The 24,773-nt window shown below is 39.5% G+C and carries 26 protein-coding genes; 25 read left to right on the top strand and 1 reads right to left on the bottom strand.

Annotated features, from left to right (window positions below; all coding sequences use genetic code 11):
* Positions 1-59 precede the first annotated feature (59 nt).
* Both dut and F3G76_RS07115 read left to right on the top strand, forming a co-directional pair.
* Positions 60-755 (top strand): dUTPase, encoded by a 696-nt coding sequence (dut, locus tag F3G76_RS07120; protein WP_009294967.1) that lies wholly within the window; start codon positions 60-62, stop codon positions 753-755.
* Entirely contained in the window at positions 752-1,492 is a 741-nt protein-coding gene (locus F3G76_RS07115) for an EI24 domain-containing protein (RefSeq protein WP_149706315.1), read from the top strand. Before dut ends, F3G76_RS07115 begins: the two co-directional genes overlap by 4 nt.
* Before the next feature lie 18 nt (positions 1,493-1,510).
* Here the strand turns inward: F3G76_RS07115 and F3G76_RS07110 are convergent, their stop codons facing one another.
* Positions 1,511-2,032: a hypothetical protein gene (locus tag F3G76_RS07110; protein WP_021092115.1), complete on the bottom strand. Its 522-nt coding sequence runs from the start codon at positions 2,030-2,032 to the stop codon at positions 1,511-1,513.
* Between the two features lie 84 nt (positions 2,033-2,116).
* Here F3G76_RS07110 and F3G76_RS07105 point away from each other — a divergent pair, with 84 nt between their 5' ends.
* From F3G76_RS07105 to F3G76_RS06995, 23 genes are all read left to right on the top strand, one after another.
* Positions 2,117-2,485 (top strand): L-arabinose ABC transporter, encoded by a 369-nt coding sequence (locus tag F3G76_RS07105; RefSeq protein WP_223227444.1) that lies wholly within the window; start codon positions 2,117-2,119, stop codon positions 2,483-2,485.
* Complete coding sequence (locus F3G76_RS07100) at positions 2,486-2,893, top strand: pyridoxamine 5'-phosphate oxidase family protein (RefSeq protein WP_149706314.1); 408 nt, start codon at positions 2,486-2,488, stop codon at positions 2,891-2,893.
* A gap of 294 nt (positions 2,894-3,187) precedes the next feature.
* Positions 3,188-8,206: a retention module-containing protein gene (locus tag F3G76_RS07095; RefSeq protein ID WP_149706313.1), complete on the top strand. Its 5,019-nt coding sequence runs from the start codon at positions 3,188-3,190 to the stop codon at positions 8,204-8,206.
* 111 nt (positions 8,207-8,317) lie between these two features.
* Positions 8,318-8,911 (top strand): LemA family protein, encoded by a 594-nt coding sequence (locus F3G76_RS07090; protein ID WP_021088893.1) that lies wholly within the window; start codon positions 8,318-8,320, stop codon positions 8,909-8,911.
* On the top strand, positions 8,911-9,762 hold the full coding sequence (locus F3G76_RS07085; RefSeq protein ID WP_107931091.1) for a TPM domain-containing protein: 852 nt from the start codon (positions 8,911-8,913) through the stop codon (positions 9,760-9,762). The genes F3G76_RS07090 and F3G76_RS07085 overlap by 1 nt, the downstream gene beginning before the upstream one ends.
* Before the next feature lie 666 nt (positions 9,763-10,428).
* A complete protein-coding gene (locus tag F3G76_RS07080) occupies positions 10,429-11,112 on the top strand; it encodes an ABC transporter substrate-binding protein (protein WP_149706312.1) in 684 nt (227 codons plus the stop codon).
* Positions 11,093-11,614 (top strand): 4'-phosphopantetheinyl transferase family protein, encoded by a 522-nt coding sequence (locus F3G76_RS07075; RefSeq protein ID WP_149706311.1) that lies wholly within the window; start codon positions 11,093-11,095, stop codon positions 11,612-11,614. The genes F3G76_RS07080 and F3G76_RS07075 overlap by 20 nt, the downstream gene beginning before the upstream one ends.
* Before the next feature lie 25 nt (positions 11,615-11,639).
* Complete coding sequence (locus F3G76_RS07070) at positions 11,640-12,017, top strand: hypothetical protein (RefSeq protein WP_223227443.1); 378 nt, start codon at positions 11,640-11,642, stop codon at positions 12,015-12,017.
* Positions 12,004-13,170, top strand: a complete 1,167-nt coding sequence (locus tag F3G76_RS07065; protein ID WP_149706310.1) for a beta-ketoacyl synthase N-terminal-like domain-containing protein — start codon at positions 12,004-12,006, stop codon at positions 13,168-13,170. The genes F3G76_RS07070 and F3G76_RS07065 overlap by 14 nt, the downstream gene beginning before the upstream one ends.
* Entirely contained in the window at positions 13,167-13,610 is a 444-nt protein-coding gene (locus F3G76_RS07060) for a hotdog family protein (RefSeq protein ID WP_149706309.1), read from the top strand. Before F3G76_RS07065 ends, F3G76_RS07060 begins: the two co-directional genes overlap by 4 nt.
* Positions 13,603-14,322: a 3-oxoacyl-ACP reductase FabG gene (gene fabG / locus F3G76_RS07055; RefSeq protein ID WP_149706308.1), complete on the top strand. Its 720-nt coding sequence runs from the start codon at positions 13,603-13,605 to the stop codon at positions 14,320-14,322. The genes F3G76_RS07060 and fabG overlap by 8 nt, the downstream gene beginning before the upstream one ends.
* Positions 14,322-15,575: a beta-ketoacyl-ACP synthase gene (locus F3G76_RS07050; RefSeq protein WP_149706307.1), complete on the top strand. Its 1,254-nt coding sequence runs from the start codon at positions 14,322-14,324 to the stop codon at positions 15,573-15,575. Before fabG ends, F3G76_RS07050 begins: the two co-directional genes overlap by 1 nt.
* Before the next feature lie 12 nt (positions 15,576-15,587).
* Complete coding sequence (locus F3G76_RS07045) at positions 15,588-16,004, top strand: hypothetical protein (protein ID WP_012140384.1); 417 nt, start codon at positions 15,588-15,590, stop codon at positions 16,002-16,004.
* Complete coding sequence (locus F3G76_RS07040; RefSeq protein ID WP_149706306.1) at positions 16,004-16,672, top strand: beta-ketoacyl synthase chain length factor; 669 nt, start codon at positions 16,004-16,006, stop codon at positions 16,670-16,672. Before F3G76_RS07045 ends, F3G76_RS07040 begins: the two co-directional genes overlap by 1 nt.
* The gene (locus tag F3G76_RS07035; protein WP_223227442.1) at positions 16,599-17,408 is read left to right on the top strand and encodes a lysophospholipid acyltransferase family protein; all 810 of its coding nucleotides are present in this window, start codon (positions 16,599-16,601) and stop codon (positions 17,406-17,408) included. The genes F3G76_RS07040 and F3G76_RS07035 overlap by 74 nt, the downstream gene beginning before the upstream one ends.
* A complete protein-coding gene (locus F3G76_RS07030; protein ID WP_012140381.1) occupies positions 17,392-17,649 on the top strand; it encodes a phosphopantetheine-binding protein in 258 nt (85 codons plus the stop codon). The genes F3G76_RS07035 and F3G76_RS07030 overlap by 17 nt, the downstream gene beginning before the upstream one ends.
* Positions 17,650-17,651: 2 nt before the next feature.
* A complete protein-coding gene (locus F3G76_RS07025) occupies positions 17,652-17,897 on the top strand; it encodes an acyl carrier protein (RefSeq protein WP_087582919.1) in 246 nt (81 codons plus the stop codon).
* Positions 17,887-18,432 (top strand): COG4648 family protein, encoded by a 546-nt coding sequence (locus F3G76_RS07020; RefSeq protein WP_149706304.1) that lies wholly within the window; start codon positions 17,887-17,889, stop codon positions 18,430-18,432. The genes F3G76_RS07025 and F3G76_RS07020 overlap by 11 nt, the downstream gene beginning before the upstream one ends.
* Positions 18,422-19,978, top strand: coding sequence for an AMP-binding protein (locus tag F3G76_RS07015; protein WP_149706303.1), 1,557 nt, complete (start codon positions 18,422-18,424; stop codon positions 19,976-19,978). The genes F3G76_RS07020 and F3G76_RS07015 overlap by 11 nt, the downstream gene beginning before the upstream one ends.
* The gene (locus F3G76_RS07010; protein ID WP_149706302.1) at positions 19,975-21,585 is read left to right on the top strand and encodes a glycosyltransferase family 2 protein; all 1,611 of its coding nucleotides are present in this window, start codon (positions 19,975-19,977) and stop codon (positions 21,583-21,585) included. The genes F3G76_RS07015 and F3G76_RS07010 overlap by 4 nt, the downstream gene beginning before the upstream one ends.
* Positions 21,582-22,010 carry an acyl-CoA thioesterase gene (locus F3G76_RS07005; RefSeq protein WP_188116272.1) on the top strand — a complete coding sequence of 143 codons (429 nt, stop codon included), beginning with the start codon at positions 21,582-21,584 and terminating at the stop codon, positions 22,008-22,010. The genes F3G76_RS07010 and F3G76_RS07005 overlap by 4 nt, the downstream gene beginning before the upstream one ends.
* Positions 22,007-22,525, top strand: a complete 519-nt coding sequence (locus F3G76_RS07000) for a LolA family protein (RefSeq protein WP_149706300.1) — start codon at positions 22,007-22,009, stop codon at positions 22,523-22,525. The genes F3G76_RS07005 and F3G76_RS07000 overlap by 4 nt, the downstream gene beginning before the upstream one ends.
* Positions 22,522-24,750, top strand: coding sequence for an MMPL family transporter (locus F3G76_RS06995; protein WP_149706299.1), 2,229 nt, complete (start codon positions 22,522-22,524; stop codon positions 24,748-24,750). Before F3G76_RS07000 ends, F3G76_RS06995 begins: the two co-directional genes overlap by 4 nt.
* Positions 24,751-24,773 lie beyond the last annotated feature (23 nt).

Raw genomic sequence — 24,773 nt, 5'->3', positions numbered from 1 at the left:
TGTCGCTTAAGCATTAATTGTTTTTTGTTATAATCATTTAAAATTTAAAAGGTTTAAAAATGGATGAAAGAACTATTGTTTTAGAGATGTTAAAGATGCAACAAAGCCTAAATGACGAGACAAACGGGCTTGGTTGGGAAAATGGCTATACAAATAAAAATAAACTCATAAGCTGGAGGCGCTGCATATATATGGAGTGCGCTGAGCTCATTGATAGCTTTGCTTGGAAGCACTGGAAGAGCATAGATGCTAAGACTGATGAACAAAATTTACGCATCGAGGTTGTCGATATCTGGCACTTTATAATGAGCCTGGCGCTACAAATTTACAAGGCAAAACAGCTTGGTGATGTTGAGACATTAGCTGATGATATCTGCCAGTCAAGTGGCTTTAGTGACTATTGCAAAGAGCCATTAAAGGTCGAAGATGAGAGCATTTACGAGATCATGAACGACGTTGAGATGCTTATACATGAGTGCAGCGGCTTTGACTATGACATCTTTGATATCTTTAAAATTTATTTCTCAATGTCTTTAAAATGTGGCGTAAATTTATACTCACTTTATGAGTGCTACATCGCTAAAAACGTACTAAATCGCTTCCGCCAAAATAATGGCTACAAAGAGGGCAGCTATAAGAAAATTTGGAACGGACGCGAAGATAACGAAGTGATGAGTGAAATTTTATCAAATGGCGTTAGTAAGATTGATGAAATTTACGCCGCACTTGAGCGCGAGTACAAAAAGGTAAAATGATAAATCTTCTTCGTCTTGGCTTTAAAGACTTTTTCACAGCCAAATTTATAACGCTATCGATCTTGCCACTTTGTCTTAGCATACTTTGCCTAGCTTGGCTAAGCATCTGGGGAGGTGGCGAGATATTTGATCTTTTAAGTGACGGTGCTAAAAACGAAAATTTCGCCTTTTTAGAGTCAAACTCGACGCTATTTTTTATAGCTATTAAAATTTTAAGCTTTAGCGCTACAAAGTGGATAGTTAGCATACTTTTTTACGTCTTAAGCACCTTTTTAACGATCATCATTAGCATCGTGATCGCTCTAATCGTAGCTGGCTTTTTAACGCCAGTTGTAGCCAAAGAGATAAACAAAAGGCACTACAACTACGTGCTTAAAAGCGAGGCTAGCACGGCTAGAGTGCTAAAGGTGATGATGGTTGAGATCATGAAATTTCTTGGGATCTTGCTCGTTTGCTTACCACTTTTGTTTGTGCCATTTGTAAATTTTTTCATCATCAACGTACCGTTTTTTTATATCTACTATAAGCTTTTACTCATAGACGTTGGCTCAAACACACTTGATAGCGATAAATTTGAGCTAGCACTGCTTGAAGGCGGCGGGATTAAATTTATAGCTTTTACACTTTTATTTTATCTGATCTCGCTTGTGCCGCTTGTGGGATTATTTTTTCAGCTTTATTTTGTGATAGTCTTGTCGCACCTCTTTTATCAAAGAGAGGCGCTAGTTAAAATTTAGAGCCAAAGAGCTCTAAATTTAAGCGTAGTAAGATACTTTTTTGCTCTCATCTAGCAATGTGTCAAATAGCCTTTTTGTCGCACTTAGTAGGTTTTTATTAGCATCATTTTTAGCTAAAAGTTCGTCAAACATCTTTAGCATATTGTCATTTATGAAATTTTTGTGATCCAGGTCTTTTGCGTCAGGCAACATCTGCTTGATCTTGTTTGAAAGCTCGCTTATGCTTTGGCTACTACCCGCGATCTTGTCGCCTTCCTTGACGTTTTTCATAAACTCATCAACCTGTGGGCGAATTTGCTTCATCGCCTCTTCGATCTCTTTCATATCTTGCTCGTCTATGCCGTTGCCTTTATAAGCAAACTCATAGCCGTATTCGTGCGTAAGAGTTAAGCTCCTTTGGCTTGAAGTGCCATTTTTTTGACTTGAAAACTCTAAGTTTTTGTTGTCATACATAGAAAAGCTTATCTCATCGCCTGAGCTAGTCTTCATCGAAAAGCTCATGTTGTTGTAGCTTCCTTGAGAGTAAAAATTTGTTTGCATTTTTAAATCCTTTTGAGGCTAAATCGGCAAATTTTTAATTTCATAAAGCAAAATTTTGTAAAATGCGTCAAAAAAGGACGGGCGATGTGTTGTTTTGGGACTAGGATCTTTTTGCTGATGCTTATCACTGTTTTAAGCTTCGTTTTTGCTAAGCTTTGCCCAGTTTTGCCAGTCGTTGGCTACTACTTGATACTTGCAAATTTACTTGCCATTTTGATGTTTTCACTATTTTTTAAAGGGCTTTTGCCAAGCTTCGTGAAGGTAAATGCGATCCACTATTTTTCGCTAATTGGTGGCTTTTTTGGAGCATTTTTAACAATGCTTACTTTTAAAAAGGTTGCAAAAGATAAATTTACTTTAATAGAGCTCATTATTTTTACGCTTTGGGTGCTGATAATCGCCATAGTCATCTTTAAATTTCAAACCATTCTTGACATTTTTAGGGGAATTTAGATGGATGAGAGGATAGTTAAATTTCTAAAAAAGATGCATCTTGCAAGTGTCTGCACCATTGATGATGATGGGCAGCCTTACGCTTTTAGCGCATTTTACGCCTTTGATGAGCTAAGCTTTTGCCTTTTGTTAGCTAGCTCTGATGAGAGCTCACATATCAAATTTTTAAAAAACTCAAAGCTTGTTGCTGGCACCATTGCTCTTGATACAAAGATCGTTGGCAAGATAGAGGGCGTGCAGTTTCAAGGGGTGATGAGTGAGGCTAGCACAAGCGAGCGAGAAATTTACTTTAAAAGATTTTTTTACGCAAAAGCGATGGATCCAAAAATTTGGTCTATAAGCCTTGAAAAGGTTAAATTTACGAGCAATACTCTAGGCTTTGGCAAGAAAATTTTTTGGCAAAAGTAGCTAAAAATCGCATAATATTTTCGTGTTAGCTTAAAAGATGCCCTTTCTTAAGGCGTTCAGAATAACGCTTTTATGAAACGAAAGGTACATGTACCATATAAAAATTTTTTTTAAAATTTTTTACACAAAAGTTACACAAAATGCCTTTTTTAGGGGGAATTTTAAAAATATTAAAGTGTGATAAAAGAGTATTAAATAACTAAAAATAAACTTAAATTTACCCAAATTTTACTTAATATCCCCAGCCTCACTCTTATTATATAATCGCCGAAAAAATTATATAAGGAGAGTTTTATGGCTAAAGAAGCGGGTGTAGTAAAATCGCTAAGTGGCAAGGCGGTCGCAGTTGATCAAAACGGAAACGAAAGAGAGCTAAAAGTTGGTGACATCGTTTATATGGGTGAGAGTGTCAAAACTAGCGATGCAGCCGATAAAGTAACTATTGTTGCAAATAACGGCAAAGAGCTAACTGTACTAGGTAGCGATACACTTTCTTTAAATCCAAATACGATAGGTGCTGAGGGTTTAGCTGATATAAGCGCTCTGCAAAACGCTATCTTAAACGGCGGAGATCTAACAAAACTTGAAGAGACTGCTGCTGGCGGTAACGCTGCTGCTGGTGGTGGAGATGGCGTTAGCCTTGGCGAAGCTAGATTTGCTGAGGGTGGTCACTACTCTAACATCAATGAAACTTATAGAAATTTAACTGATACGAACAGAGCTTTTGCTTCATACGATAGCCCAATAGGTGGCTACAATGATGGCAACGATGGTGATAATGGTGCAAACACTAATATAATCCCAGGCACACCAACTGTTAAATTTCTCTATGACTTTGATGGAAACCACACTTTAAGCAGAGTAGAGCATGGAAATGATACAAATATAAATACATCTAAAGTTCTTATCACTGTACCAAATGACGGCACAGTAAGAGCTGGCGATATACTAAAAGTCACTGTAACTGATCCAAATGGTAATGAAACAACAACAAACATAACCATCACTCCATCTATCATAACTAATGGCTATCCAATAGATGCGCCTGTAGAGCCAGGTAAAAACTCAAAAGTAGAAGCAAGTGTTACAAATTTCCAAGGTAACACTGGCGGCAGCAGTGAAGATCACGTAACTCCTACAAAATCAAGCGTAAGCGTTGAATTTACAGAAGATAGAAATAACGATAAATTTTTAACTTATACAGAAAACGAAAATGACAGCAAACAAAATGAGTCACCAGTGCTTATAAAAGTAAGTGATGTTATCCCTGGAGATAAACTTCACATTACTCTAACAAAACCAGATGGTACTACTGAAAATAGAGAAGTTACTATCGATCAAAATATAATCAACAACGGCTATAAGATAACAGACATGCCAGTTGCTGAGGGTAAAGTTTCAAAAGTAGATGCTTATGTTACTGATAGTACAAACTCTAGCACTTGGAAGAGCGATGTAGCAACCGATGATGTTACTCCAGATGTAAGACCAACTTTAACATTTACTGAAGATCATGACAATGATGGTGGTATAGATGACTGGGAAAATAGCAAAGATGGTAACTTTAGAAGCACAACAGTTGAAGTAACACTTCCAAAAGATGTTGTAGCAGGCGATAAAGTTGTCATAACTTACACTGATCCACTAACAAAACAAAATACAACAACAGAAGTACCAGTTACACAAGCAGATGTTGATAATCATAAAGTAAATACATCATTACCAGTCTTCCCTGACGTATGGAACTATGCAAGTGCTCATGTCGTAGCTGCAGATGACACACCAAAGAGTGCAGAGTCTAACAAAGATAATGTAATACCTATCGGTAGAAACATGGAGATAAAATTTATAGAGCAAGATACTCTTCATGAAATTTCAAGACAAGAGAGTATGGATGAGCATGAAGTAAATAAAACAACAGCTCTTATAAGACTTCCAAACAAAATAGACAATGGTGATACACTCACACTTACTATAAACGATCCTATAAAAGGCGTTTATACAAGAAATTTCACTATAAATATGAATGATAAAGGCGAGGTAACTGGTATAACTGAGATTGGCAATGGCGGACAAAATTTCCCATTGATAAAAGAGAGCTTTAATCAATACTCATTTGAAGTACCAGGCTTTGATCTAAGACACGGGCAAGATACCACGATCAAAGCTAGTATCACAAACATGACACCAGGCAGACATACAGATATAAATGAGCCAGAAGTTTCAGCTAGCTTAGAGCATGTAAAAGCACCTGAGGTTATCTTTGATGAGGCGCATAACTCAAAAACTATGAGCAGAAAGGCTTCAGCTGCTGATGGTGATGAATTTAATACAACTGCAACTATCAAGATCCCTAAAAATGCAGTAGATGGCGATAGGATCGAAGTTAAGATCACTGAGCCACAGCTTGATGGTACAACTAAAGATAGAACGCTTAAATTTAACGTTCATAAAGATGCTTCAGGCGTTAAGATAACAGATGAGCATGGCAATGATGTAGCAGTAAGCGACAACGGCTTTAAAATTTCTCATGTTGGTACATTAACTGGAGCTGAGACTAAAATTTCAGCTACTATCATCGATAAAGACGATGTTCAAAGTGCTACTGGAACAAATAGCGTAAGCGTAACAGAACTTGATGACTCTGGAATTTTCTTTGGTGAAGACATTGATGCTAATACATCTATCACAAGAGATGAGAGTATGAAAGATCACGATCTTCACAAGACAGATCTAAAAATAAAAGTGCCAAATAACGTGATAACTGGCGACAAGATGATACTTGAGGTTAAAGCTGATGGCATCAAGACTTTAGACAAAGAATTTACTATCACAAGAAATGGCGACAACACCATCACTCTAAAAGCAGCTGACGGTCAAACCTTAACAGCTGATAGCGATAATAAAATCACAGTACCAGGCATAGTAATAGGTGAAGGTAAAAATACTGAAGCTCAGGCAACATTTACAGATGCTAAGGATCATGCAAAAACTATAGTAACAAACCACGCTACCCTTGAAAAACTTCACGATGATATGACTGTTATATTTAAAGAAGATACAGACTTTAACGGAATTTTAAATAGAGCAGAAGCAAGTTCAGATGGTGTTTTAGATAAAACAACAGCTATCATAAAACTACCAAGCAACGTTGTAGATGGTGACGTGTTAAAGATAACTACAAGCATAGAAAATGGCACACCAACTACTACAAGTCATACTATCCACAAAGACGCTCATGGCAATATCACAGTAGATGGTCTAAATGTGGTTGGCAATAAGGCTGTTGAGTATACAGTGCCGCTTGAGGAAGATAAAACAAGTAAGATAAGCGCAACAGTTAGCGATGCAACAGGCGTTGATAAGGTAGAAGCTGGTAGCGATATATTGCTTGATGCTGATGGTGATGGCAGTACAAATTTCTATGTGCTTATCGATGAGGACAAAGATAGAAATGGCAAACTAAGCAGAGACGAGGCAAACACAGATGGCAATGTTAAAGAGACATCTGCAACTGTATCTCTACCAAGTGGCAACCTACATGCAGGTGATACATTTACCGTAAAAGTAAATGGTGGCACCCCAGTCACATATAAAGTAACTAGCAACAATAGCCACGTGCTAACTATAGAAGATGCAGCTGGAAACAATGTGCCTTTAGCACCAGGCAACCTACTAAAGATACCTCATATCGCTGTAAGTGTTACAAATCCTGCTAAGGTTGAAGTAGATATACCTAATGTCACACCTAAATCAGCAGAGGCGATACTACAGCCTATAAACAATAGCGAGCTAAGCGTAATTTTTAACGAAGATAATGCTAACAGAAACAATGAGCTAAGCAGAGATGAGGCTATATCAGACAATAACCTAAAAACTACAACAGTAAGCGTAAAAGTGCCTTACAATGTTGTAACAGGCGATCACGTAAAAGTTGATTATATTGATCCAAACACTGGCACCCCAGGAAGTAGAGAATTTAAAATAACTAAAACAGCAGATGGTAAAATCACTGCTACTGATATAATAAATGGTGGAACACCACAGGATATCACAAAAACTAACACCATACAAGTAGATAATGTCCCTATGAAGCCAGGTGAGAAGACAAAGGTAGATGCGACTATAACTACTCAAGATGATCAAACAGCACATGCTGACGCAGAGGCAAAACTAGCACAGCTAAGCAGTAAAGGTCTAAGTGTAAGCATAGCAGCTGATGCAAACGACAATGGTACTATCACAAGAGATGAGACAAGTAGTAATACTTCAAAAGTAAGTGTATCTCTCCCTGGTAGCGTAATAGCTGGCGATAGCATAAAAGTTGAGATCACAAATGCTGGTAGCACAACGCCTGTGACTAAAGAATTTAAAGTTCTTAGCAAAGATCCACTTGGCAATATCGTACTAGAAAATCAAGCTAATCACAGCCAGATCACTCTTGAAAATGGCAAACCACTTGAGCTTGATGCAGCTATCGCAGTAAGACAAGAGACAAAAGCGAAAGTCACTCTATCTGATGGAACAACTACTGTAAGCACAGAGGATCATGCAAAAGTTGAGATGGACGCTATAAGAGGTATGCAGTTTAGCGAAGACGGCAATAGAGATGGACATCTATATGGCAACGAAAATTTTGGCGGTAATAATAAAACTCAAGATACAACGCCAGTTAAAATTTATGTTAGCGATGATGCAAGAGCAGGTGATACAGTTGAGATCAAATATACTGATCCAGACAATCACGCTCAAACAAAAACAGTAAATCATGTACTAACAGCTGATGATATGAGTAAAGGTGTATTTGATCAGTTACTAGACATCAACGCAAGATCAGCTTATGATCTAAAAGTAGATGCTACGCTTAAAACTCCAGGCGGTCTTGTAAATAAAACTCATAGCGATACACTTCGCATAGAGCTTGAAGACTTCAGGATGGATTATGATCCAAGCAAAGTGATGAAAGGTGGAGAGGGCACATCTGATACGATCGTCTTTAGAGATACTTCTCACGTAGATCTTAGCGGCGTTACTGACCTTAACACAAAAGTTGAGAGTATCGAGAGGATCGAGCTAAAAGGCAACTCTGAGATCAAATTTGACGCAAAAGATATCTTTGCTATGACTGATAACATCAACACTATCCTTAAGATAAGAGGCGATAGCACTAGCAAGGTAGATATAAAAGGTAAGTGGCATGAAGACCCATTAGTACATGCTGACTTTGGCTCAAAAGGCTATACAAGCAACGATACTGTAAATGGTCAGACAGTACATATCATCATTGAAGATAAGATCCAAACAGACCTATAATCCCCAAAAAAGTGAGTGCACTTTAAGCACTCACTTCACTAACCTAACTTCAAATTTACATCATTTTTTAAGCCTTATTTTACTAATATCACCCCTTTTAAAGGAGAAAATATGAAAAATTTAATAGCCATAGTTGTGGTCATCGCCGCACTTGTTTTTGGCGCTTTCAAATACGCAAATTCATTTGTCGTGCTTGATGAAAACACCAACGAGAAGTGGTCGCAGGTGCTAAATCAATACAAAAGAAGAGCCGATCTCGTGCCAAATTTAGTTGAGACCGTAAAAGGCTACGCAGCTCACGAGCAAAAGGTCTTTGAAGACGTGGCAAATGCAAGAAGTAAGAGCATGCAAGTAAGCATCGATGCAAGCAGCCTTAGCGACGAGGCAAAGGTTAAAGAATTTATGGCAGCTCAAGGTCAGCTAGGCTCCGCACTTGGCAGGCTAATGGCAGTTAGCGAGAGCTACCCAGAGCTAAAAGCAAATCAAAATTTCCTCTCACTCCAAAGCCAGCTTGAAGGCACAGAAAACCGCATAAGCGTAGCAAGACGCGACTACATCGAGGCAGTAAAAGAGTACAACGTAGCTCTTAGAAGCTTTCCTGGTAAATTTATAGCCAGCATCTTTCATCCAGAGATGAAGCCAAAGCAAGGCATCGAAGTTAGCAGCGAAGATATGAAAAATCCAAAAGTTTCGTTTGAGAAGTGATGAAAAAAGCTCTTGCTCTTTTGCTCTTTGCATTTAGCTTTTGTTTTGCTCTAAATTTCAATGAGCAGATCAACGATGAGGCTCATATTTTTTCACAAAATGAAAGAGATGAGCTTTTAAATTTATTGCAAAATTTCGAGCAAAATAGCACCACGCAAATCGCCATAGTGACTTTAAATTCGCTTGAAAACAGGAGCATTGAAGAGCTATCTCTTGAGATCGCTAGAGGCTACAAACTAGGTCAAAAAGAAGATAACAACGGTGTGCTTTTGGTGGTCGCTCCAAATGAGAAAAAGGTCCGCATCGAGGTTGGATATGGGCTTGAAGGGGTGCTAACTGATGCCGTAGCAAGCGAGATCATAAATAGCGTGATGATACCTGAGTTTAAAAATGGCAAGATGAGCGAAGGCGTGAAAGAGGGCGTTTTGGCGATCATAAAAGTGGCTAGCGGCGAGGAATTTAGTAGTAAATCCAGCCTTAGCGACTTGCCTTTTGGCGTATTTGCCTTTTTTGCTGGCATGCTCTCTTGTTTTGCCTCTGTGATCTTTGGCAAATTTTTTATGCGAACTGGCTTTAGCATGTGCTTTGCTGGACTTGTATCAACCGCACTTGAGCAGGGATTTGGCGTGCAAAACTACCTTATCATCTTTGGCGCCTTTGCCTTTATATTTGCGGTATTTTTCTTTATTTTAAAAGACGTTTTTAAGAGAAATAGCCAAGGTGGCTCTTTGCCAATGGGTTTTAGACGCGATAATTCAGGCTCAAATAGTGGCGGTCGCTCAGGTGGAGGAAGGGGCTTTGGCGGCGGAGGCGGTGGATTTGGCGGAGGCGGAGCTAGTGGCAGCTGGTAAAATTTGCCTGCTTTAGAAGTAAATTTTACTACCCTTTACAAATTTTAAACTTTCACCCCTAAGAATTGACTACTAAAATTTGGCTTCGCTTACAGCTTAGCTCAAATTTTAGAGCCGAAATTACTTTTAAATTTACTTGACGCATATCTAATTTAACAAAGTTATTTCGCAAATTTTAAAATCTTATTCACTCGCCTTAGCAACTTACTAAATTTAGGACTCAGAACTATTCGCCACTAAATTTAGAAGCGTGATATGCTCGTTCATAAATTTTAAAATTTGCTCAAATTTAATAAAACGCATGCAGTGCGAAGCACTAAAGCATGCCACTTCTAACGTGCGAGGGGATTGAGGGATCTAAAGGGAGATAAGGGGACGGCTTCGTAATTCAAGTCCCCTTGTCTCCCTTTCGAAAAACAAAACTTTAAATTTTAAAAAATCTATTTTGTAAATTTTAAAACTCCATTCACTCGCAAGAATTGACTACTAAAATTTGGCTTCGCTTACAGCTTAGCTCAAATTTTAGAGCCAAAATTACTCGTTCATGAAATTTTAAAATTTGACATTTTTCTTTGTAGAACAAAGGATTATTTTATGGATTTTAGACCCAACATTTGCATATAAAAGCTAAATTTCTTAAAATATGCCAAAAAATTAGGAGCAAAAATGCTATCAGGCGAGCTACTTAAAAGCCATTTTGCTAAATTTGATCTAGTGGCAATGCTTAGTGGGTTTTTTGAGCAAAGTCATTTTGACAAAGAAAAATTTAAAGCACTTAGTCGAGATGGTTTTAAAAGCTTAGATAAGAGCCAAAGAGACGAACTTTTTAAAATAGGGGGCTTTAAAGCGTATCTTGACGCGAAATTTCAGGGCTTTTTACGTGAGCTGATGCAAAGCAAGATCCTCGTTGTAAGTGGCGTGGAGTATAAATTTAGCGAGCTTGAAATTTACACCTGCTTTGATGCAAACACCTACAAAAGATCGTGCGAGGCGGGCGAAATTTACTTTCACAATTTTGGTTTTGACATCTCTTTTAAGAGCGAGCCAGCGCTTTATGGCGGCATTTTGGTAAGGAGTTTAAAGGCATTAAAAGAGCGAAATTTCATCTTTGGACCAAGAAAATGCGCCTTGCATATCTTAAATAGCAAAATAAGTAATTTAAATTTTGATCTCAAAGAGGCTGATTTTAGAGAGGATGAGGTCGCTTTTACGCCAAGGATTAGGTCGTTTAAAGATGAGATCGAGCTTAAAAATGACGCTTTAAGGGCGGTTAGTGGCGAGTTTAAAGAGGCGTTTAAAAGCGCAAAAGAGTATAAAAAAAGAGTTGAAAATGCCTATAAAAAGGGGTGAAATTTATCTTTTTATCGGCTTTGATGCTGAGAAATTTAGCCCCAAAATGCTTTCTAGAAAAGAGCGTAGAAAACTAAAAAAATATCCAAATTTAGCAAATTCAAACTCATTTAAACTTTCTCGCTATTTAAAATTTAAAGCAAAAAAACGGGGTAAAATTTGCCTCTCTCACAAAGAAAATATCGCCGTTTTGGCTATCTCAAAAGAAAAAGTTGGCGTTGATGTGGAGGAGCTAAAAGAGCGAAATTTTGACGGAGTGATCAAATTTTGCTTTAACAAAAAAGAGAGCGAAATTTACGCAAATGCCAAAGACAAAATACAAAAATTTTATGAAATTTACACCGCAAAAGAGGCTGTTATAAAAGCCAAAAATTTAGCCTTTAGCGACCTTGCTAGCGTTAAATTTGACGAAATGGATAGAAGATACTTGATTATTAATAATCTATTTATCATTTGCCTTGCATTTAAGCATAGCAAAGATATAATTGTTAAATTTTTATGATTTTAGAACACTAAAAAGGTAAAAAGTGCTTGTAAAAAAGATAGCTATGATCCTTGCGGTAACGCTTCTAGCTCTTGGCTGTGCGAAGAAATTTGATACGCCAAAGCTGGCGGATTTTAGCTTAAAAGCATTTAAGGTCAGTTCATCAAAAGGGCCGCTAATGCTCTATGTGCAAAATAGTGAGAATGAGTATAAATTTAGCCTTGTAAACGCACTTGGCGCACCAGAAGCTAGGCGAGTTTTAAGGGACGGCACGTTTGCAAATTTGGGCTTCTTGCCACCAAATAGTGCCTATAACGAGCTTTTTATCAAGGTGCTTGAGATGATAAAAGATGAAAAAAATGAGCAAAAATTTATGATAGATGATCAAATTTATGAGGTAAAAAGCGTTGATCTACGTTAGCAAACCAGCCATTATCAGCGCCGCAGGTAGCAGTAGTGATGAAAATTTAAGCTCGCTTTTAAGTGGCAAGAGATTTTTAAGCAAAAGTTCTGAATTTCACCCGCAAAATGAGTTTTTGGTGGGTAAATTTAATGGCGTTTTACCTAGCTTTTCAAGCAAAACCAAAGAACACTTCAAAACTCGCACCAACGCCTTGCTTTTAAGCACGATGCTAGAGATTGGTGATGAGATAAAAAGAGCGATCAAAAAATATGGCAAAAGCCGTGTGGGAGTAGTTCTTGGTACTACAACAAGCGGTGTTGAAGAAAACTATGAAGCGTTTAAAGAGTATATAAAAACTGATGCTTTTGATAGGGCTAAATTTAATATAGATAGAAACTGCCTTGCAAACGTGGCTGAGTTTGTGAGCGACTTTTACGAGCTTAGCGGCCCAAACTACTGTGTATCGACTGCGTGCACCTCGGGCGTCAAGGCGGTTATTGAGGCAAAAAGGCTAATCGAAAGTGAGCTTTGTGACGCGGTCATTTGTGGCGGAGTAGACAGCCTAAATACGCTTACGATAAATGGCTTTAACTCACTTAGCATACTAAGCAGCGCCCCAAGTCAGGCCTTTTCTAAAAATAGAGAGGGGATAAATATCGGCGAGGGAGCTGGGCTGTTTTTGCTAAGCCGTGATGAAATTTCAAACGTCGTAGTCGCTAGCTCTGCCTCAAACTGCGACGCTTTTCACATGACGCAGCCTGATTTTAGCGCTAAAATGGCGGTAAAGTGCATAGAGGGCGCGCTAAAAAGAGCCAGCATGTGCGGCGTGGACTATGTAAATTTGCATGGCACCGGCACGCAGGCAAATGACAAAATGGAGGCAAAAGCTGTAAATTTAACGCTTGGCGCCACCTTTGCAAGCACACTAAAGCCTCAGATCGGTCATACGCTTGGGGCTGCTGGAGCTATTGAGAGCGCCATTTGCGCCATGCTTTGCATGGAGGAAAATAGCACCTTGCCACCACACGTCTATGACGGCGAGTATGATGAGAGCTTGGAGGCTATAAATTTAGTAAAAAGCGGCACGAAATTTGACGTAAAAACAGCGATGTCGCTATCTTTTGCCTTTGGCGGAGATAACGCCGCGATAATATTTAAAAGAGTGAGATGATGATAAGTGATTATTTGCCGCACAGCAGCGCCATAACCCTGATCGATGAAATTTTGGAATTTATCCCTTGTGAGAGCATAAAAGTAAGAAGCGTGATAAATGAGCAAAATCCCTTTTTAGAAGATGGTAAATTTATGACGCAAAAGGCGATAGAGATGATGGCTCAAAGTCTTGGCATTTACGACTCAAAGATGCGTGAGCTAAGGGGCGAAAAGGCGATATTTGGCTTTTTGCTTGGCAGTAGAAAATTTGAAATTTTTAGGCCATATTTTAAAGTGGGCGATGAGATAGTGATCGTCTCAAAGTGCTCGATCCAAGATGAGAGTGGTTTTGGCGTGTATGACAGCGAACTTTTTGTAAATGTCGAGCTTGGCGCAAGGGCGGTTTTAAACGTGATGAGCCCTGATGAAGAATTTGTAAAAAAGGCACTTAGTGAGTAAGAGAGTATTGATAACTGGATCAAGTAGAGGCATAGGAGCTAGCATCGCTAGGAGCCTTGCTAATGAATACGAAGTGGTGCTTCACGCAAGAAGTAAGAGCGATGAGCTTTTAAAGATGGCTAGCGAGCTTGGGGCTAAATTTATGACATTTGACGTGGCTGACACTGCTGCGGCTAAAGAAGCTATAGAAGCTGACATGGAGGCAAATGGCGTCTACTACGGCGTTATTTTAAATGCTGGCATAACAAGGGATAATACCTTTGTTGGGCTAAGTGATGAAGAGTGGTTTGACGTGATAGATGTAAATTTAAATGGCTTTTACAACGTCCTAAGACCAGCGCTAATGCCTATGATAAGGACTAGAAAGCCAGCTAGGATAGTGACATTAAGCTCTGTTTCAGGGGTCATTGGCAACAGAGGTCAGGTGAATTACTCAGCTAGCAAGGCAGGCATCATAGGTGCTAGTAAAGCCCTTGCAGTCGAGCTTGCCAGCAGGGGCATAACAGTAAACTGCGTGGCACCAGGGCTTATAAAGACAGATATGAGCGAAGAAATTTTAAATAGCGACTTTTTAGATGAGGTGCTAAAGGCCATACCTGCAAAAAGAGCTGGCGAGGCAGATGAGGTGGCAGGACTTGTTAAATTTCTACTAAGTGACGAGGCTAGCTACATCACAAGGCAGGTCATCGGTGTAAATGGAGGACTTTGCTAATGCGTGTATTTGTCACAGGTATCGGCGCAGTCAGTGCTTTTGGCAACAGCTGGGAGGAGATGAGGGCTAAATTTCTTGAAGGCAAAAATGCCGTGAGATATATGAGCGAGTGGGAGGACTATAAGGAGCTAAACACGCGCCTAGCAGCACCCATCATAGACTACAAACACCCGCAGGAGTGGGACAGAAAACAGCTAAGAAGCCTTGGCAAGGTCTCAACTTATAGCGTGCACGCAGCTGGGCTTGCCTTAAAAGACGCTGGCTTGCTAAATGGAGAAGATTTGCAGGCTACAAATTTAGACCCAAGTGTGCAAGATGGCAGGATGGGCGTGGCAAGTGGCTCAAGCACTGGTAGCACCGACTCTATCCTTGACATGGCAAAGCTAGTTTTGGACATGGATAGCGGCTTTAACGCAAATACCTACATAAAAATGATGCCTCACACCACGGCGGCAAATATCGCGCTATTTTACTCGCTAAAAGGGCGCATCATCCCTACATCTTCGGCATGTACGAGCGGCTCACACGCCATTGGCTACGCGTACGAGAGCATAAAAAATGGCAGCATAGATATGATGCTAGCTGGCGGGGCTGAGGAGCTTTGCGTGAGCGAGGCGTACGTCTTTGACAAGCTCTATGCGACTAGTGTCAAAAACCACGCGCCAAATTTGACACCAACGCCGTTTGAAAAAGATAGAGATGGCTTGGTGCTTGGCGAGGGGGCTGGATTTTTAGTGCTTGAAAGCGAAGAGAGCGCCTTAAAAAGAGGAGCTAAAATTTACGCTGAGGTCGTTGGCTTTGGCTCTACGTGTGACGGCACGCATATCACTAGACCACAAAGTGCTACGATGAAAGCAGCGATGAGCCTAGCACTCCGCGCGGCAAAACTAGAGCCAAAAAGCATTGGCTACGTAAATGCCCATGCCACCGCGACAAAACATGGCGATATAGCTGAAAGTATCGCTACAAACGAGCTTTTTGGAGAGGATATCGCCATTAGCTCACTTAAAAGCTATCTAGGTCACACGCTTGGCGCTTGTGGCGGGCTGGAGGCGATAGCAAGCATAATGATGATGAGAGAAGAGCTATTTTTCCCAACTATAAATTTAAATGTAACTGATCCTGAGTGTGCAAAGCTAAACTACTTAAAGGAGCCAACGCCGATAAAGACGGACTTTGTGATGAGTAACAACTTTGCATTTGGCGGTGTAAATACATCTTTGATATTTAAAAGAGTAGATAACAAATTTTAAAAAGGATAAAAAATGAAAAGATTAGTTTCATTAGTTGCCGTTTTGGCATTTGCCTCAAGCCTTAGCGCAAGAGATGACGTGAAGTACCACTCACTTGACTTTCTAAACGGCCCAAAGGCTAAAGAATTTTTGCTACCAAACGTTAGCATCAGCTTTGGCACAGGATACACTGGCAAGGTGATCGTAAGAGATCTAACGTCAAACAAAAAGACAAATGGCTTTAATAAAAGCGACGAAGAGGCTTGCCAGATCGCACTTCTCTCTGCTTTAAAGTCATTTCAAGAAAGAGCGGTGAAAGAGGGCGGCACGAAGGTTGTAAATTTGACTGGATATTACAAAAAACAGCCATTTAACTCTAAAACTCAGTTTCAGTGCGGCAGCGGTTCTTTGATGTCTGGCGTCACATTAAGAGGCGACATCGCGAAATAATGAAATTTCAAGTTGATTTTTATGACGCTATAGCTTATGGCGAGATCAGCAAGGATCTGGCTAGATATAAAAAAGAATTTGATCTAGCAAAGATCCCGCCGATGCAAAGAAGAAGGCTAAGTAGTGCCGCAAAGTGCGCTTTTAGCCTGCTTAGTAGTTTTGAGAGTATCGACATGCCAGTCATTTTTAGCTCTTATGAGGGCGAGATAAATCGCTGTTTTGAGCTAGAAACTGCGCTTGCAAAGGCTGAGCCAGTATCGCCAACGTCGTTTTCACTCTCTGTGCATAATGCTATATCGTCGCTTCTTGGCATCGAAGCTAAAAATCATAATGAAATTCTAGCCATATCCTCTTTTAGCCCAGTAGAAGATGCGCTGCAAGCTGCGTTTTTGAGGCTAAATGACGGATATGAAAAGGTGCTCATCCTTGCCTATCATGAGTCGATATCGCAGAGCTATTTTGATGAGAAAAAGCCATCATTTATGCTAGCGCTCGTCGTTTCAAAGGCAAAAGATAAGAGAGTCTTAACTCTAAAAAGAGTGGAAAAAGAAGAAGAAATTTCAGAAAATTTACTGCAAAGCTTTATCGTAAATTTTGACCCAAATTTGGCAAAAACGTGGCAAAGCAGTAGCCATTTTTCATCTTGGAATTTTAGTTATGAGCCTTAAAATTTTAAGAGCTGGATTTTTATTTTCTTTTTTTGCGCTCATTTGCATAAGTGGCGATCTTTTGTTAGTGCCAGTCGTGCTTTTAGGGCTAAATAAATTTAAATTTTTGCAAAATTTATGCCGAGATCTTGTTAGAGTTTCTTGGGGATTTTTTATAAAAGTTACTAAAATTTGTGGGTATCTGGACTATAAATTTGAGCTTACTAAGCTAAATGGCGGCTCAAATTTAGTCATCGCAAACCACCCTTCGCTGCTTGATGTGGTCTTTTTGGTCTCAAGATTTAAAAGGATAAACTGCATCGTAAAGGGCGAGCTTGGCAAAAATGTATTTTTATTTGCGGCTATTAGGGCGTGCAACTACATACCAAACACAAATAACGAGGAATTTTTACAAAAAAGCGTAGATGTTTTAAAAAGCGGCGAAAATTTGCTCATTTTCCCAGAGGGCACACGCACGAAAGAGGAGATCATCTTTCATAAAGCAGCCGCATATATGGGCATAAAAGGCGCGTCTAACGTGGTTTGTGTGGGTATAAATATGGCTCCAAGAAGCCTTAGAAAAAATGAGCCATGGTACAAAACGCCAGATGAAAAGATAAAGTACGTCTTCAAAGAGCTAAAGAAATTTGAAGTTGGTGAGTTTTTAAAAGATAGGCCAAGCCCCGTAAGGGCTAGAGCACTACACGAAGAGATAAGTAAAATTTATAAGGAGGAATTTAGTGAAAGAACTAGTTAATGAGATAAAAGAGCTGATCATCACAAGCTTAAATTTAGAGGATATGAAGCCAAGCGATATCGACGAGAACGCGCCGCTTTTTAGCGAGGGGCTCGGGCTTGACAGCGTCGATGCACTAGAGCTTGGGCTAGCTGTGCAGAAAAAATATGGCCTCGTGCTTGACTCAAAGACAGCAAATTTAAAAGAGATATTTTTTAGTGTATCTTCTCTTGCAAAATACATTTACGAAAATAGGAAATAACAATGAGCGAAGTAGAAATTTTTGAAATTTTAAAGAAGGCTTTGATCGAGCTTTTTGAGATAGACGAGAGCAAGATAAGGCCTGAAACTAGGATATATGAGGACTTGCAGATAGATAGTATAGATGCTATTGATATGATTGATTACATCAAGCGCCAAACTGGTTATAGACTGATGCCAGAGGACTTTAAAAACGTAAAAACGCTCGATGATATCGTAAAAGCCGTAGCAAAGAAATTTGAAGCATAAGATAGTAAAAGTAGCGCTAGTTTTAGCAAGCATCGCCTACCCTTTGGTGCTATTTTTTTGGCAAAAAGGTGCAACTCTTATCTTTTGCGCTCTTTGTGCTCTTTGGCTGGCTAGGGCTTATTTTGAAAGCGCTAAAACAAGGCAGGTTTGCTTAGCGGCTGGGCTATTTTTTGCAGTTTGTGCTATTTTTAGAAGTGTAAATTTAGCGCTTTTATACCCAAGTATCGTAAGTCTTGGCTTTTTGGCGATATTTTTTTACAGCTTAAAGGGCGAGGCAGTCATAACAAGGCTTGCTAGGCTAAAAGAGAAAAAGATAGATGAAAAAGTCGTTAGCTACACAAGAGGGCTAACTAAAATTTGGTGCTGGTTTTTCGTTTTTAACGCAGCTTTTGCCTTTATTTTGGCGCAGTTTGAGGATAAAATTTACTGGAGCATTTACTGCTCATTTGTATCTTATATCTTGATGGGAGTTTTGTTTTTTGGCGAAATTTTATATCGTAAAATTTTTATTTTAAAGAGGGAAAATGGATTTTAAAAAGTGTCTAAAGGCATTTAAATTTGTGGATATCAACAAGGATCTTTATGAGTACGCAGCTACTTTTGGGGCAAATTTAAAAGAGAAAAATTTAAGCGAGATAGAAATTTATCTAAGCCAGAGTTTTGACTTTTGCGCTGCTTTTTTTGGAGCACTTGGGGTTGGTGTAAAACCTATCTTGCTTGCAAAGCCGATATATAGCGGGGATAAATTTGTCATTAATGATGAAAATTTTGGTGATTTTTTAGACTTTAGCAAGAGCATGGAGCTAAAATTTGATCAAAATTCTACATTTTTTATCCAGACCTCAGGCTCAAGTGGAGCTAGTAAAAATATCCAAAAAAGCCTTGGCGCGATGATAGATGAGGGGATATTTTTAAAAGATGAGCTGGGATTTGGCGAGGAGGATAAATTTTTTGCTAGCGTCTCGCACCAGCACATGTTTGGCCTTACATTTAAGGTCTTTTTGCCGCTCATCTCTGGCGCAAAGGCCGTTAGCAAGGAGCTAAACTACCCAGAGGCGATCTTTGAACTTGACCTTACAAATTTAAGCTTCGTAACAAGCCCAGTCCTGCTTCAAACGCTAGTTTCTAGCCCAAGAGCGGCTGAAATTTCAGGGCTAAAAAACATCATCTGCGCAGGCTCAGCGCTAAAGAGCGAGCTAAGAGCAAAGATAGAAAGCTTAAGTAGCGCTAGGATAATTGAAATTTATGGTAGCACCGAAACTGGCATAGTTGCTAGAAATTTAGGCGATGAGCTTTTACTTTTTAGCAAGGTAAAAGCTGGTCTTAGCGAGGACGAGGCGCTAAATGTGAGCTCGCCTTGGTGTGAGTTTTTCCAAACTAGCGACTGGGCGCAGATAGATGGTAGCAGGCTCACGCTAAAGGGCAGGATCGATAGGATCGTTAAGCTAAATGACAAAAGGGTCAATCTAATAAGTATCGAAAATAAGATGTTTGAAAGCAGCCTTTTAAAAGACTGCTACTGCGACACGCATCCTAAGTTTAAGCGTCTAGCTGCGCTTTTGGAGCTTAGCGACGAGGGGGTGAAGCTCTTTAGAGATAGCGGCAAAAAGGGCGTTGTAGCAAGGCTAAATGAGCTTTTAAGGCCTGAGTTTAAAAATAGTGTTAGATATTTTAAGATCGTTAGCTCGCTTTGCAAAAACGCTCAGGGCAAGTTTTTAAAGGCAAATTTTAAGCTGCTTTTAGAAAAAAACGAGGAGCTTTCTTGGGAGAAAAGTAGCGAAGAGGGCGTTTATAAATTTAAGACAAAGCTAAGTCCTGCGCTTGGCATTTTTATGGAGCATTTTCCAAATTTACCGCTTTTGCCTGGCTTTGTGCAGCTCGATTTTGTGTTTAAATTTGCAAGAGAGATTGGCGCAGAAATAGGCGATCAATGTGTGGTGGAGAATTTGAAATTTTTAAAATTTGTAAGGCCAAATGACGAGCTTTGCATAGAGATTTCGCAAAGAGATGAGAAGATTTACTTTGAGATATTTTGTAATGGCGCTAGAAGTGCTGTTGGCAGGATAAAGCTTGGCTTATGAAGACGCTCTTTATCATACCATTTTACAACCATCCAGAAAAGATAAAAGCCCTTTGTGAGGCGCTTGCGAGATATGATCTACCCATTTTAATAGTCGATGATGGATCAGATGAAACTTCAAAAAAAGCTTTGCTAAATTTGAGCGAATTTGGTGTAGAAATTTTAACAAGAGCGCAAAACGGCGGCAAGGGAGCTGCGCTAAAAGATGGCTTTAGGCACGCTTTGCAAAATGGCTACACGCACGCGTTTCAGATCGACGCTGACTTTCAGCACGATATAAGCTTGGTAGCGGAGTTTTTAGAGCTTAGCAAAAGATATCCAAATGACCTAATCATGGCTGATCCAATTTACGGCGAGGACGCGCCAAAGTCGAGGTTTTATGGGCGAAAGATCACAAATTTTTGGGTTAAGATCAACTCTTTAAATTTTGACATCAAAGACGCGATGTGTGGCTTTAGAATTTATCCGCTAAAAGAGCTTGAGAGTGCGACCCTCCAAAGTAGCTCAAATAGGATGGAATTTGACATGGAGATCTTGGTAAATGCCGTGAGATCTGGCGTAGAGATAAAGTGGATAGCGCTAAAAGTAAGCTACGAAGCTGGCGGCGTTTCGCACTTTAAAATGCTAAAAGATAACGCACTAATAAGCCTCATGCACGCTAGATATTTTTTTACTTTAGTGCCATTTTTGCTCGGTAAAGCCTTTAAAGGACAAAAATACGCATGGTGGCAAAAGGGCGAGAGATCAAACGAATTTTTTCTTAGAGTTAGCCTATTTTTAACTAGAAATTTGCCTATATTTCTCATAAAACCTATCGTTATCATCGTCGTTTGCTTTTACTATCTCTTTTCAAAAGTTGAGAGAGAAAATATAAGAGAATTTCTTTTAAATGTAGAAAAATTTAGCGGTAAAAAGCCGGCAACTGGCGTTTTTAGCAACTTTTACGACTTTGGCATAGCAATATGTGATAAATTTCGCATCTGGCAAAATGGCGTGCTTGAAAGCGAGCTAGAGCTTAGTAAATTTAACAGCATTAAAGATGAGTTTGAAGCTTCAAAGCGTGGTAGGATCGTGCTTACAAGCCATCTTGGTAATGTAGAAATTTGCAAGGCGCTCTCACTTAGATCGCCAAATTTTCGCATGATCATCTTGGTTTATAGCAAGGGTAGCGAGAATTTTTATAAAATTTTAGAGCAGATCAGCAAGGGGCAGATCAAATTAATAAGCGTTGAAAAGCTTGATGCGGCTGCGATGATGCAGCTAAAAGAGGCGGTTGAAGATGGCGTAAATATCGGCATAATGGGCGATAGGACGCCGCTTAATGGAGATAAATTTATAAGGCTTAGCTTTCTTGGCAAGGAGGCTAAATTTAACTACGGCCCATACCTGCTAGCTGGCATTTTGGGAGTAAAAATGAGCGCACTTTGGTGCATAAAAAAGGGCGATAAATTTGACATAGAGCTAAGCGATATCGCTGATGAGATAAAGCTTAGCAGAGACCGCAAGGCAAGCGTCCTGCCATACGTGCAAAGCTATGTAAGGCAGCTTGAAGCAAGAGCGTGCAAGAACCCGTCGCAGTGGTTTAACTTTTTTGATTTTTGGAGATGAGAGTGAAAATTTCACACGTTAGCACATTTAAAGTGGCGTTTTTTGACGTTGATAGTATGGAGGTGATGTGGCATGGCAACTACGTCAAGTACCTAGAAATAGCGCGTTGCGAGCTACTTGACAAGCTAGGATACAACTACATCGCTATGAAAAAAGATGGTTACGCCTTTCCTATCGTAAAGCTTGACGTAAAGTACGTGCGACCAGCCTTTTTTAACGACGTCATAAAGGTCACGACGACGCTTAGCGAGTGCGAAACATTTTTGAAATTTCACTACCTTATAGAAAATGAAAAGGGTGAAAAAATAAGCGAGGCAAATACAGCCCAAGCTGTCATCGAGATGAAGAGCTTGCAAACTTGCTTTGAGATGCCAGAAGCCCTAAAAAAAGCGCTTAAAGCCTACAATGAAAAGGAGAAAAGATGAGAAAAATAGCTCTTTTTTTAGCCATTTTTATATCTTGCTTTGGCTATGAGCTAGGTGAGCTTAAAAATATAGTAAAAACAGATGGAGTAAGCGGAAATTTTACGCAGACAAAGAGTCTGGCTGGCTTTAACAAAAGCATAAAAAGCTCTGGCGAGTTTAGGCTCGAAAATGGCGGTCTTTACTGGGATACGCTTGAGCCTGTCGCTTCAAAGGTTTTTATAAACAAAGATGGCATTTTCAAAAACGAAAATGGCAAGCTTGAAAAAACAACGGCAAATTTTGATGAAAAGCTCTTTCTTGCTATCATCAGCCTTGATGAGAGCGAGCTTAGAAAAGAATTTGACATAAAGACAGGCGGCAGCCTAAAAGAGTGGAGTATAGAGCTAAGCCCTAAAAATTTACTCTTTAAACAAATTTTTAAAACTATAAAGATAAGTGGCGACAAGGCGGTAAAAAAGATCGAGCTTGACGAGGTAAGCGGCGATAAAACGCTAAATGAGTTTAGTATAAAATGAAAAAACTAGCCACGATTTCGGCTTTTATCTTTGTTTTTTTAGCCTCGCTTGGATATTCGCTTGCGAGCCTAAAAAACGTCCAAACTGATATCTTTTCACTGATAAATTTCAAAGACGCCAAAGAGGCAAAGGTGCTAAAAGAGGTGCAAGATGAGATGGCGTCAAATTTTTTGGTACTGGTAAATTCTAAAGAGCTAGCCAAAAACGTGCAAAGCTTGGCGCTTAAAAGCTCGCTTTTTAAGAGCTTTGAGGCGAACATCGACTTAAATTTAAATGATATAAAAAGTGACATCAATCGCTCAAAGATCGCTCTTTTAAGTAGGGGTGATTTGGAGCTTTTAAAGAGTGACAAAAACGCCTTTTTCAAAAAGCGCGCAGAGGAAATTTTTAACAGCTTTAGCTTTAGACTTTTAAATATAAATGATGATTTTTTCTCGCTAAGTAGCGGTTTTAGCGCAAAAAATGGCAATGTGAGCTTAAATTTAGCAGATCTCATGCTTGAGGTAAAGGACGGCAAAAAGAGCTTTTTCTTGCTAAAAGGCGAGCTAAAAAAGGGAGCTTCGAGCGAGGGGCTAATAAATTTTTATAACGAGCTAAATGCGCTAAAAGTTGGGCAAAACGAGCTTTTTGTACACTCAAGTGCGCTTTATCAGGCATTTTCAAAGCAAAAAAACGAGAGCGAGAGCCTTTATATGAGCGTGGTTTCGCTTAGCCTAACCGCTATATTTTTGATGCTTGCTTTTAGAAATTTGCGAATTTTTTATGTGATATTTATCGCTGCATTTGGCTTTAGTGTGGCATTTGCAGGCACTTTGCTCTGCCTAAATGAGCTAAATATCCTTACTATTTTAATAAGCACTAGCCTCATTGGCCTTATGTTTGACTACGTCTTGCACTGGCTTAGCAAAAACGAGGGCGAAGCGATCAGGGCTAGCAGCATAAAAAATATGCTAAAAATTTTCTTACTAGGCCTACTTATCACGCTTAGTGGCTATCTTGCTTTTACTTTTTCTGATCTTAGGCTGCTTAAAGAAGTGGCGCTATTTTCGGCATTTGCGCTAGTTGCTGCTTTTTTAGCTAGCTACTTTTTCATGCCTTTAGTCTTTGAAGGGGTGAAATTTTATAGATCAAAGGTTTTTGATGCGTTTTTAACTAAATTTTGTAAGCTCTCAGACGTGGCTGCAAGGCATTTGGGGCTTAAATTTCTAGCTATCTCACTTATTTTGCTAGCTATTTTTCTTGGTTTTGATCTTAAAAATTTATCAAAAAGCGAAAACGTAAAAGACTACTCAAATATGCCAAAGAGCCTGCTAGCGGACTCTTCTTATATCTTAAGCCTAACTGGCAACAACCAAAACACGATGATCGTGACAAGATCAAGAGGTGACATTTTGGGAGGTGAAAAGAGCCTTTTAGATGAGCTAAAAAAGAGAAATTTGATAAAAGATGAGAGCTCGCTAAGCGATATGTTTTTAAGTAAAAGCGAGCAGAATGAGCTAAAAGAGGCCTTTAAAAAGGCGCTTGATGATGAGCAAATTTACGCGATTTATGAGAAATTTGGCTTTAGTAAAGATGAAGTGCGAAGTGAAATTTTAAAGGTTTTGAGCGAAAAAGAGCTTAGCGCGAATGAAATTTTGGCTCTAAAATCTATGAAGGATTTTAAGAAATTTATGCTTGATGAAAATGCAAGTGTGGCTTACGCGAGTGGCTTTGTAAAAGGGGCGGCAAGTGATGAGCTACTAGAGCGCCACAACGCTTTTAGTCTAAATTTCGCTAGCTCGCTAAATGAGAGCCTAACTCAGGCAAAAGAGCTTGCACTAAAGCTAAAAATAGCAGCTCTTGTGGTCGCGTTTTTGCTGCTGTGGGTTTATTTTAGTGCGCTTATCTCGGCACTTGTGATGGGCGTCATCATCTTTGGCGTGCTTCTTACGCTCTTTATCTTTGCTGTTTTTGGCGTAAATTTAAGCATTTTTGGCGTCTTTGGGCTTATCCTTGCAAGCGCTGTGGGGATTGACTACATGATATTTGCGCTAAATGAGAGCCTTAGCGAAAAAGAGCGAATTTATGGGATATTTTGCGCATTTATCACGAGTTTTATCTCGTTTTTTACGCTCTCTTTTAGCCAGACCGCCGCTCTTAGCGTCTTTGGGCTAAGCGTTAGCCTTTGCGTGCTGATATATGGGCTATGTGCTAGCGTTTTGGCTTGTAAAAATATAAAAATTTAGCTTTGTTTTTATGCCCCAAGCGT

Origin of the sequence: Campylobacter concisus (genome assembly GCF_902460575.1) — a bacterium.
Taxonomy (GTDB): domain Bacteria; phylum Campylobacterota; class Campylobacteria; order Campylobacterales; family Campylobacteraceae; genus Campylobacter_A; species Campylobacter_A concisus_AW.
The sequence above is the reverse complement of the archived record's forward strand: the minus strand, read 5'-3'. Positions and strand labels throughout refer to the sequence as shown.